This window comes from Bradyrhizobium huanghuaihaiense (genome assembly GCF_007830635.1).
Classification (GTDB): Bacteria; Pseudomonadota; Alphaproteobacteria; order Rhizobiales; family Xanthobacteraceae; genus Bradyrhizobium; species Bradyrhizobium huanghuaihaiense.
This window is the reverse complement of sequence record NZ_VLLA01000036.1, coordinates 45,405-55,568: the sequence shown is the minus strand read 5'-3', so window position 1 is coordinate 55,568 and position 10,164 is coordinate 45,405. Positions and strand designations below refer to the sequence as shown.

The window sequence follows — 10,164 nt, the reverse complement described above, 5'->3', positions numbered from 1 at the left end:
CGATCTCGCCGTCGATCCAGTCCCAATCGACCTTGCCGGCGAGCAGAACCAGCTCGTGCTTCATATTGATGATCTGGTCGAGCCGAGCCCGGAACAGATCGTTCGATCCCGTCGTCTTGTGCTTCTTCGGCCGCATCGTTCCCTCCGATGCAGACAAGGAATCATGCTTCCCGCTTCGAGGGAATCCACGAAAACCAAATCGCAAGGTTCTGACGCCCAAAGCATCAAAACCTTGCAATCTGGAAATGCCCCTTAGCCCAAATCGAGATTCCCGATCAGTGGCTTAGTCCTTCTTCACGGACGACTACGTGGCCTTCTACAAATCGCCGCCGGACTTTGTCGGCGACGATACGCTGACCATCGAGGTCAAATATCCCGGCGGCCGGACCGAGATTCAAAAGATTACGGTCAACGTCGCCGGACCCGGCGGCCAGAAGATCTAGGGCAAAACATCATTGCGGGTTCGGCGCCAGCATTGCGTCTTCGACCGGGCTTGGATTCAGTCCACCCGCGTGACCTCGCATTGGCTGCGCGAGTTCGGTCCGACCACGCCGATATTGACGTTCTTGAACTGGTAGCTCGCACGCGCGGGAACAGGCTGGTTGGCCCACACCAGAACTTTCGTGGCGCGCTCTCGATCGTCATCCATCCAGCAGGTCAGCTCGACACTGTCGATCTTCTTGTCGGTGCCGTTGGACAGCACAAAGCTTGCGATTCCGTAATTGTCGGCCCGCCGCGTCGTCTGGAACGAGTCGATCTTGACCAGCTCGCTCAGGCCGGATTGTTCGGCGGGCGGTCGCGTGTCTTGCGCCGCCGCCGCGTCAATCACGGCGCACAGCGCCACGGAGCAGACGATTCCAGTCAATGGCCTCATGACGCGCCTCATCCCCGAACGCGGCGATATTTCCGCGTCTGCGGGGGCGGCGCAAGGGCCTGCCGCTATTGCGGCGCGGAAACGGCAGTTGGCTTACGGAGATGCAGCGTCAGTGAGACAGCGTCTTCGCGCCCGAGCTCTGCTCCGCGCCTGCACCGCAATCGCCGATCCGATGTGCCACGACCAGCTCGACCCGCGGCATCTGTCCCTCACTCAGCTCGTTCTGCTCAGTGTAGGACTCCTCGCTGTGAACCGTGATCACCGTGCTGACGGGACCCATGAAATCGCAACGGTTCGCGAACGTGTATTGATTGTTCTTCTTTTCGGGTCTCGCAGAGACGCAGCTGCCGACCGAGGGAGACGCGAACGTCGCCTTCATCGAGACGGTCGGATCGACACAGGCCGTCAGCTCCCGCTCGAGCAAACGGTGCTTTGGCTTGCGATGAGCGACCATATCGAGCGTACGAACGAAGTGCCAAAGACCTTTGCGGAAGGTCGGCCCCTGGAATTCATCCGCCTTGGCCATCGTGGTGGTCGAGGTGATCAGTAGCGCCAGAGCGGCGCAACGAACGAAGGAGGTCGCAAGGATTGAATGCCGGCCTGTGGTCATCGTCTCCATACCTGCTCGCTTGCTCCCCAAGGAATAGCCGCATGGCCGAAAGCACGGCCTCAGGTTCGGGCACCGTCGTAAAGCAAACATTAACATCGCGAGAGATCCGTTAAATTACGGAAAACCCGCTGGCCCGACCTGCTGTTTCGAATCGCGCGCGACTACTCCCGCTCCCCACGCGACTTCTTGTCACGGCGTCCGACAACCGGTCAACCACGCACCATTACGGAAGATCAGTGCCAGGGCCTAAAGAGCAGTTCACGCGCATTAATTCCGGAGACCGCGGCATTTCGGTAACAGTGAGCCGGACGACCAAACAGACCACTCGCAAGCCACGCCGGTATTAAAATGGAGTCGGGCGAGCCCTGAACGAGCTCGGCGCGATCGCAAATACACGAAGACGGAGGCGTGAGTCTGCATGCAGATGGAGACGCAACGCGCGGGGTTAAATCGAGTTTATCCTGCGGCTCACGCAAAAAATCCGCCGCGCCAGAACATGTGCCTCGCGAACGGCAGCGGTGACCGCAGAGAGGTTTCTGAAAAGCCTGAAAATGCCGATCCTCTACCCCCGCGCGAAGCGCCGGGATGACGTGCGGCGGCGGGTTCTGCGCGCTTCAAAACAAGCCCGCGCTGATTGACCTTTGATGGCATTTTTGCTCTTTTAGTTCGATATTTCTCGCTTTTGGGGGCTGCGATGCAGAGCAGATTCAGCGGATTTCTTTGGGGAGCGGCCTTTTTGAGTCTGGCCATCGGGACGACCCAGGCCAGCGCGGCCGATCTGGGCCTGATGGCCTCACCCGCAGCGGTCGGAAACTGCAGCGAACTGGTGTTCGTCTGCGAGAATGGCAAGCAATACCCGCTTTGCCCGATCGCGGTCTCGGTTGCCGGTGAGGTTGTGACAGCATCCCTGCACACCGGGCGGGGCGGTGCGCATGTCCGGCTGGTTCCAATGGGCGTCGGTTATCGCTACGCCGGACGCGGCATCTGGCTCGACGGCTTCCGCGAAAATGCCCTGCTGAACTTCGGCAAACACAGCCAGATCGCCTGCACCCTCGCCCACTAGGGCGAGGAGCCTAAAGGCGAGTCGATCAGCCCTTGGTGCGCAACACGGCTCCCTGCGACCTCGGGTGCATAAAGGCCTTGGGCTGAACATAGACCGGGCAGTAATTATTCCATTGATACTGCTGCCAATTCCACTTCCAGCAGCCAGCGTCAATTTGCGGTGCGGGACCGAAATCCAGGCGATACGGCTCGTCGCCGAAGGGATAAGGACCGCTGTGAGCGGCGCTTGAAACGAACATAACTGTCAGGGAAATGGCGGTTGCGGCCAGCAATTTCGGCATGTTGCCCTCGATCTTCATGCGCTAATGCGCGACAGTGCCAAAGCGGGAGTTTCCAATCAAGGCCCTAACGGGCGAATAGTTGAGCGCCGACCGGTTGCTCGCTGGTTTCGCCGGTTTTGGCCTCCTGCCTGATCATCGTGGTCGCCGTGCAAGCCAATCTCGCCATCCTTGCCGCACTTGCGAGTCGTCCGAACGGACGGATTGCGTTTGCCGAACTCGAGCAGCAACTGCAGGCGCACGACGAGAATGGTGACATCGAAGACCGGATCGAACAGCAGGTCTCCGCCGGAATCGAGCTGATTGAGGCCGGCCTTGCCGTCGTGAATGGCGACAGCCTGGAGATCACCGAGGCGGGCCGCTCGGTCATCGGGGCCCTCCCCGATCATGTGGCCAAGCCAGGCGCCGCCGACCTGGATGCGAAGGCTGCCGTTCCCGAACCGGCAATCCCGCCAGTTGGAGCTGCGCCGCCACCAACAATGGCCCGCCGCCTCACCTCACGCGAACCAGATCCTGCGCCGGACAGCGGCGACTGGCGAGCTCGCACGCTCGAAGCAATTGCCAGGCCGCTGCATCGCCTGGCTGCACTATGGCGCCGGCACATCGAGGAGGATCTGCCGCCGGCGCGGACGGTCAGCCGGGGAACCAGCGTCAATGGAATCGTCATTGCGCTCATCAGCCTGCTGGTCGTCATCATCTGCGCCGGCGCCGTGATTGCCCTGCGACAGATCAAATCGCTGCAGACGGAGATCTCCTCCCTGCAGCGAGAGCTGTCGCCGCTGAAGGAGCGGCTTTCGCGGTTTGAGGCGGAAAAAGCACGGCAGGCCGAGGAGAAGGCGCGGGAAGAGCGCAGCAAACGAACGGCAGACAATCCGCCGCAGCAAGCGCCTCTCACTCTGTCGCGGGAGGAGATTCAACTCATTCGCGACTATATCAAACCCGCACCAGCCGTCGGCTCCACCGCAGCGCCGGCGGTTGGCGATCCGCTTGGCGGAGCGACGATCCCCTTCCCTTCACCGGTCACGGAAAAGATACCCAAATTGGTCGGCGCGAGATTTGCGATCCGCAACGGAGCCATCATCATCGTCAGAAGGGACAGCCGTCAGATCGACGCCGTCCTTGGGCCGAACTGAGCGTCCGGTTCTTCAGAGCGCGAGCAAGTAAGGAAATTGTCTCGTCAGATCGAGATCGAGGTAACCGCTGCCATCAATCCATTGATGTGGGCAATAAGCGAGCGTGGATGGATCGACAAGCAGACCGTCTCGAAGAATTGCCTCGCGCGTGCCTATCCGCCCCGTCGGTATCTCGCCTTCTTGTGGATCGAAGCGCAACGCATCAAACACAGCGGTATCGTTTGTCACCCGAATCCCCTGCTGAAATGAACATCTCGAAAGTGACAAAGACTATCGATCCGATTAACCGAGGCAAGCCTTATCGTTTTTGCAGCTGCTAACTCACCGCCAGGCGCGCGCCGCTAATCGCTACCGTTATCACGCGAGAGCGGATAGCCTCAGCTGCGTCTACTCCTGTTTCTGACACCCAATTTGAGAGGAGAAACGCGATGCGAGGCACTTCATACATCCTGGCGGCGGCAGCGCTTCTTGGAATCGGCGCCCTCGTGACATCAGGATCGGCAGCTGCTGCCGGAACGCGGATGGGAACGGGCGGCCTTCCCACCGTCGAAAATGCGTGGGGGTTTGGATACGGCCAGGGCCCGTCCTTCTATGGACAGTATGCGCCCGTTGCGGACGACGGCTACGTCTTCAGTTACGAATATCCTGCTTCTGCAGGCCACGACGTGCGAGCGATCGCGGTCGACCTCTCCAATTCGCGCTTTCGACACCGGCCGGTCGCCGGACCTGGAATTATCTACTACCGGGGCCAGTACCCCCGGCCGTATCGCATGAACCAATATTGGTGAGCTGATCGACGGAGCTCCCTGCGCGGCCGCAATGCCGCGCAGGCGAAGAAGGCGCGTCATCCCTCTCCCGCTTGCGCGTCACCACCAGGATCAGCCCGGTCGGTCTTCGATCCGGGCAGACGCTTGCTGACCAATCCCTTGATCGCATCGTAAGCTTCGAGCAGCGGCGGCGTTAACGAGAAGAACGCGCCAAGCGCAATAGCGATGACGACATGGCGCAGCGAAATGCTCTCGTCCTGAGTTTCGGTCGCGCCATAGTTCATCCCGGCCGCGACAGGCGTGGCGTCGCTCGACCTGCCGACGACATTCGCCGTCCGCGGCTTACGCGGCGGGATCATCAAGACGACGAAAAGAACGTTAATCAGCAACCAAATGCCGAGAATGATGAACAGCGTTCTCATTCGAAAAATCCAAAAACCCGATACAGCCAAATTCTAGCGTTAGCCGTAGGCTAAAATGTGCCCACGGATCAGTCACAGTTGTCCAGGCCCTCCCCTCATGCAAGCCTAAATCTTGGTCGTTAAAGATTAAATCTGCCATAAAACGTGATCGGTGCGCGGGCCCGAGCCTACCCGGCACCGGCAATGGCCGCCGTTTTCGGCCTGAACGGCCGTTTCTTGCCTGGAACGAGATGCTCACCGCTGGTATCGCGACCGCGCGATCCCTAATCCAGGAATTCAACACCGATACGATTTCCGCTGGACCAGACGACCCGGCAATCCCGGACGATTCGATCCTTCTCCAGCATCAGCTTGATGCGGGGTCTGACGTAGACCTTGTCCGCCATCTCGATGGCGGCGCCAAGATTGGAGAGACTGACGACGCGGCATCGCATGCTGGATCCGTCGCCGGCGATGTATGCGACCTCGTCGACTGTCGCACGTTGCTGTCTGCGACGCTCCTCCACGACAACTCACCTCTTGCCCGGGTTCTTGCCGCGCAGGAAGTGAACTCCAATGTTGTCGCCGTTGATCCAGGCCAGCTCGCAGCGGCGGAAAGCCGCACCGGTTGTCGAAAGCAGCAGAAAGAACTCCTTCAGCGCAAGACCTTCGATCGAGCCTTCAATCCTGAGCTTCGCTCCTGCTTCCGCCACGTCGGTCATCTTACACTGCCGGCTCCACGTTCCGTCGATAGCCACCATATGCACGTCGACGCCGCGCGAGAACTCGATGCGTGCCGTTCCACGTTTTTCGGGTGGTAGCGAGTCAGACATAGGACGAAACCCGGATTTGAAAAATTCAATCGAGTCGCAGCTCGCCGCCTGCCGGACAAACCACCCGCCGGCGCGAGACGCCCTTACGAAATCACGCCCCTCGGCCGCCGGCCGAAGCACACGGCACTGAAATTGCCGCGTCGTCCCGATAGTGCAGGACAAAAATTCAGGAAAGGCTAATGAGCCTGTCGAATTTCGGCAAATCGCAACCGGATTCTTCGGCCTCATCGTGGCCCGACTGACCGCTCGCGGGGCCTCGCCTTCAACCGGATTCATGATCATAAATCCGGCATCAGCGACCGTAAACTCGACCTAACTGGATTTTATGTTCCGGTATTCCTGCGGATTTCAAGGCAGGGTTCCACGGTGCTACGGTTCCATTGCGAGCGACGGAACCCTTACCAGCCCCGGGGAGAGCGGCGCCGCAAAACGACCTTGGCCCGCCTCCACCGCCCTTTTTTGCCGGAGGCGGGCTTCCTTTCCATTTACCTGGCCAAACTGAAAGGGGCCGCTCAAAGAGCGGCCCCTTGCCGGTTGAAATGATGGTCCGTGATGAAATCCAGCCCCGGCATCAACACCCTAGCGGTACTTCGATGCCAAGTGGATTCCGTTCTATTACGGTGAACCATACTGCCGTAATTTCAGCGCGGTTCCCCGCGCCTGAGAGCCAATTTGCCCTCCGTCGCGAAAAAACAAGGTCTCAGCGTGCAGGCGTGGACGCCGGCGCAGAGGCTGGCGCGGTCGGCGCCGGTTTCGGTTTTACGGCGGCCGGCTGAGCTGCGGCCTGCGGCGACGAGGCCGCTGGCGCGGGTTTCGGCGCGGCGGGAGCCGTCGTCCGCGGCGGCGGCGGCGTGAGCTTCTTGGGAGCCGCATTCTGCTCCAGGCGGATCAGTTGATCCCTGACAGCCTTGATCTGCTCGGCTGCATTCGCATTGTCGCGCTCCGCCAATTCCTGACCGGCCTTCACTTGATCGGAAAGCCTGGCAACGGCGCGGGCCAATTGATCCTGGCTGGTCTTGAGCTGTTCGCCAAGACTGGCGCTATCGCGGACCAATTGATCGCGACCAAGCTTGAGCTGCTCGATCTCCTTTTTCAGGCTTGCGAGATCGCGCGACATCGATTGGAGCAGCGGGGTCAACTCCGGTGGTAGAGATCCCGGCGCGACCATGGTCGCAGACGATGTTTGCGAGGTCACCTTCGCGACATCGCCGGACGAGCCCGGCCAGACCACAGCGGCGGCGCCTGCTCCCGCGGCCAGCACGACGCCTGCAAGCCCGAACAGGCCCCATCCTCGCAGCGAAATCCGGTTGCTCGAAACGGCGGCACGTTGCGCGTTTGGGCCCAGCGTCTGCAGGTCGGGCCGGAGGCTTGCGGCCTCCAGCTTCGATTGTGGCTGCTCGGAAGCTCTGCTGGCGCGTTCGTACTCGTCGGAGCGGACGATGTGCGCTTCGGGCGCCGGATTTCGTGAAATGCCGGCTTCGCGAGCACTCAGCTTTCCGAAGCTCCCTTTCGGAGCGTCAGCGCCATGCGCAGGACCGTCGAAAGACTTTGCGGCGCGTTCGCCGGCAGTCGCCCCGTCGTGGGGCTCAGGGTCAAAATAAGTGGCACGTGATGGCGGCTCGTTGAGTATGCCGGCAATGGTATCGCTCAACGCTTGCAATTTATCTGTACTCATTCGCCACCTTCGGCCAAACCCGAACCAAGCGCGGTCCGTCTCAAAACGCGACGGGGCGGGATCGTCGTTTCTGCGGTACCGGCTGTCAAGATTGCGTGGGGCACCCGCCATGCTGTCGGCGGCGCGGCAGCACCTCGATCCTGAACCTTCTATTCCGGGAAGCAGTCGAGATTCACGATCCGCACCTCGGATCGATCCCCATCGTAAGACGCAATTGCCCTCACGCGGCGAATTGGCGTCGGAGGCTTCCCCGCGAACGGGCTATTCCAAACAACGCGATGGGCCGCCGCCTGTACTGCATCAACCTATGGCTGTTCTGACTTCTTGCCGACGATCCACCTCACGATTGGCCATCCCACCAAGAAAGCTGATGCAACTACTCCAGCCATTCTTATGAATAGGGTGCCGTAATCCTGATCTAAGAAAAATGGACGTCGGTCATAGAAGATGAACACGAGTATGACGCTGAGCGCGCAGCAAAGGGCCGTTAGTAACCGAGAAACTTGTCCTTCCAGATAGCTGAGGCGCTCGTCGAGTTTGTCGTTATCCACCGTTCGCCCCCGTTGGTTTTCGGCTTTCATGCCTAGCCGCCAGACGCCCGCCATTTTGGTCCGTCGGTGAGATGGTCTGCCAGTCGAAAAACGCTACTTTTTCCCGTCCCCGTGATCTTACGGATTAACTGTACCCCTACAAGCTGAAACCATTGGCCGATTCGCAAGTCCAAGACGGTTTATGTTTGGCTTATGCCGATCCCAAGAAAACCGATGTTTCCCGGAAGTCGCCCGCCAGTTTGCGGCCGGGACAGGCAAGCTTATCAACCCAGAACGAGATGACAACCGAGGCGAACTGATCGCAGTCGGCAACGTGGCTTTGGATCGTATGCCGACCGCGGCGGCAGCCAATAATCATTAGATGCGGTGAAGGATGCTAGGCCGACTTAGTCACCCATTTAGGCGCAACCACCCTCGCGGAGTTGCGGACAACTAGCATCTCCGTCATGCCTCCAAAGTCCCCGGCGTGACTTGAAGAGCAAAGGCCCTCTGCGGGGTCGGCACCCACTTCCCCGCTCGCCAAGCCTGCGGTACGCTAGCTCCTTTATGAGGCATTAAATGAACCGTTCAGTCTGGGCAATTGCTGTCCTGAGTTTTATTGCCGGTATGCTCACCGTTATCGTACTTGTCGAGATTGTGAGGTCGAAGCACACCCGAGCTGGAGTGGCATGGATTAACGGCGAGCGACCGGTCATCACAGAGATATCTTTCTGGATTGCGTCGCCCTCTCGACGTTGGTGGCCTTAACGACGGGGGGCAAACCAATGCAAGATTCGCGGCCGGAGCTGCGGGCGCTAACGGGACTTCGCGGGTTAGCCGCGATTGCTGTTGCTCTTGCACATTTTCAGAACACCATTCCCGGCTACTCCGGCACCCCATTCATGTGGCACAACGCCGTCGATCTGTTCTTTTGCCTTAGCGGCTTCACCTTATCCTACGTCTACAATCCGGAGATGTTTAGGTTTTCGACTTACCTGACAGCTCGCGTCGCTCGAATCTACCCGTTATATCTAGTCTGCTTGATCGCAGCCGGCGCTCTTTACGTCTGGCCCGTTGTCATCAATCCGATCAGCTACCCTATCCGAACTGCGGTCTCAGATTTCACATTGCAGCTGGCGATGTTGAATGCGTGGCCGGTGATCGGCTCAGGCGTCCATTGGGACACCCCGGCGTGGTCCCTATCTATCGAATGGTTCTGCTACTTGCTGTTGTTCCCTATTCTGCTCTTCCAGAAAGCGCTACCGTCAACATCGACCAGGCTGCTCTGCATTGTTGTCGCGACATCCGCCTCCTTCTTCTTATTCGCGTTTTTCTATGATGATCGATTGGTCACTCCGCAGCTCCACGTTGCAAAGAGCCCGTGGAGTGACTGGATTGCGCTGGCTCGTGGGGCGTTGGGATTCACAGCCGGGTGGGCTGCGTTTGCAAGCTTCCAGAAGCGCGACGGGCTTTATGTGGCCTCCACAAAATTTGCTACATTGATCTGGTGTGGAATCGCATTCGTTGTGGTGCTGGCTTATTGCGGACTGGCCAATTCACACGCGCTGATAGTCGTCTATCCCTTCGTCGTACTTGCAGCAACGGACCCGACTTCGATCACGTCGCGGTTGCTCGGCTCGAAGCCATTGCATTTCCTCGGCGTGATTTCGTACTCGATCTACATGACCCACTTTGTCATTTTCCTCGGCGCGGTGGCCTTGTTCGGCGAGCCTGCCGCCTGGCCACTCGCCGTTTACGTGATGCTGGCTGCGGCGACAGCTGTCGTGCCCGTTGGCACTTACTTTGCGATTGAAATGCCAGCCCGCAACGCACTTCGTGGCATTCAATTCCGTCACGTTCCAATTTGAGCAAGATCCAGCCAATCAGCGCTGGTCACCCCAGATACCGACGATCGACGAAAGAAGGCGAGCAGATTTCCTGAATCCATCTGATCATGCTACCTTGAACGCGTTTTTCATTGGGTGCCGCAGCAAGTATCGC

General features: G+C 59.3%; 14 protein-coding genes and 1 pseudogene. 5 read left to right on the top strand and 10 right to left on the bottom strand.

What is annotated here, in order from left to right; all coding sequences use genetic code 11:
- Positions 1-136 (bottom strand): annotated as a pseudogene (locus IQ16_RS39580) (IS5/IS1182 family transposase); the annotation flags it as partial.
- Between the two features lie 172 nt (positions 137-308).
- Between IQ16_RS39580 and IQ16_RS47415 the strand changes: the two are divergent.
- A complete protein-coding gene (locus tag IQ16_RS47415; protein ID WP_283812206.1) occupies positions 309-443 on the top strand; it encodes a hypothetical protein in 135 nt (44 codons plus the stop codon).
- Positions 444-499: 56 nt separating this feature from the next.
- Here the strand turns inward: IQ16_RS47415 and IQ16_RS39575 are convergent, their stop codons facing one another.
- Positions 500-874 carry a hypothetical protein gene (locus IQ16_RS39575; protein WP_145832141.1) on the bottom strand — a complete coding sequence of 125 codons (375 nt, stop codon included), beginning with the start codon at positions 872-874 and terminating at the stop codon, positions 500-502.
- A gap of 109 nt (positions 875-983) precedes the next feature.
- Positions 984-1,484: a hypothetical protein gene (locus tag IQ16_RS39570; protein WP_145832140.1), complete on the bottom strand. Its 501-nt coding sequence runs from the start codon at positions 1,482-1,484 to the stop codon at positions 984-986.
- A gap of 694 nt (positions 1,485-2,178) precedes the next feature.
- Here IQ16_RS39570 and IQ16_RS39565 point away from each other — a divergent pair.
- The gene (locus IQ16_RS39565; RefSeq protein WP_026312504.1) at positions 2,179-2,547 is read left to right on the top strand and encodes a hypothetical protein; all 369 of its coding nucleotides are present in this window, start codon (positions 2,179-2,181) and stop codon (positions 2,545-2,547) included.
- Positions 2,548-2,572: 25 nt separating this feature from the next.
- Here IQ16_RS39565 and IQ16_RS39560 read toward each other — a convergent pair whose 3' ends face one another.
- On the bottom strand, positions 2,573-2,845 hold the full coding sequence (locus IQ16_RS39560; protein ID WP_018646284.1) for a hypothetical protein: 273 nt from the start codon (positions 2,843-2,845) through the stop codon (positions 2,573-2,575).
- A gap of 98 nt (positions 2,846-2,943) precedes the next feature.
- Here IQ16_RS39560 and IQ16_RS39555 point away from each other — a divergent pair, with 98 nt between their 5' ends.
- Positions 2,944-3,957: a hypothetical protein gene (locus tag IQ16_RS39555; protein WP_018646285.1), complete on the top strand. Its 1,014-nt coding sequence runs from the start codon at positions 2,944-2,946 to the stop codon at positions 3,955-3,957.
- Between the two features lie 12 nt (positions 3,958-3,969).
- Here the strand turns inward: IQ16_RS39555 and IQ16_RS39550 are convergent, their stop codons facing one another.
- Complete coding sequence (locus tag IQ16_RS39550) at positions 3,970-4,185, bottom strand: hypothetical protein (RefSeq protein WP_080648148.1); 216 nt, start codon at positions 4,183-4,185, stop codon at positions 3,970-3,972.
- 200 nt (positions 4,186-4,385) lie between these two features.
- Between IQ16_RS39550 and IQ16_RS39545 the strand changes: the two genes are divergently transcribed.
- Positions 4,386-4,745: a hypothetical protein gene (locus IQ16_RS39545; RefSeq protein ID WP_145832139.1), complete on the top strand. Its 360-nt coding sequence runs from the start codon at positions 4,386-4,388 to the stop codon at positions 4,743-4,745.
- Positions 4,746-4,801: 56 nt separating this feature from the next.
- On the opposite strand, the gene IQ16_RS39540 is transcribed toward IQ16_RS39545, so the two are convergent.
- The 5 genes from IQ16_RS39540 to IQ16_RS39520 form a co-directional block, all read right to left on the bottom strand.
- Entirely contained in the window at positions 4,802-5,146 is a 345-nt protein-coding gene (locus IQ16_RS39540; RefSeq protein ID WP_018646286.1) for a hypothetical protein, read from the bottom strand.
- A gap of 263 nt (positions 5,147-5,409) precedes the next feature.
- Complete coding sequence (locus tag IQ16_RS39535; protein WP_018646287.1) at positions 5,410-5,652, bottom strand: PilZ domain-containing protein; 243 nt, start codon at positions 5,650-5,652, stop codon at positions 5,410-5,412.
- 6 nt (positions 5,653-5,658) lie between these two features.
- Entirely contained in the window at positions 5,659-5,958 is a 300-nt protein-coding gene (locus IQ16_RS39530; RefSeq protein ID WP_018646288.1) for a pilus assembly protein PilZ, read from the bottom strand.
- A gap of 700 nt (positions 5,959-6,658) precedes the next feature.
- On the bottom strand, positions 6,659-7,744 hold the full coding sequence (locus IQ16_RS39525; protein ID WP_145832138.1) for a hypothetical protein: 1,086 nt from the start codon (positions 7,742-7,744) through the stop codon (positions 6,659-6,661).
- 194 nt (positions 7,745-7,938) lie between these two features.
- Entirely contained in the window at positions 7,939-8,214 is a 276-nt protein-coding gene (locus IQ16_RS39520) for a hypothetical protein (RefSeq protein WP_145832137.1), read from the bottom strand.
- Between the two features lie 734 nt (positions 8,215-8,948).
- Here IQ16_RS39520 and IQ16_RS39515 point away from each other — a divergent pair.
- On the top strand, positions 8,949-10,031 hold the full coding sequence (locus IQ16_RS39515; protein ID WP_035667489.1) for an acyltransferase family protein: 1,083 nt from the start codon (positions 8,949-8,951) through the stop codon (positions 10,029-10,031).
- The last annotated feature ends 133 nt before the right edge of the window (positions 10,032-10,164 follow it).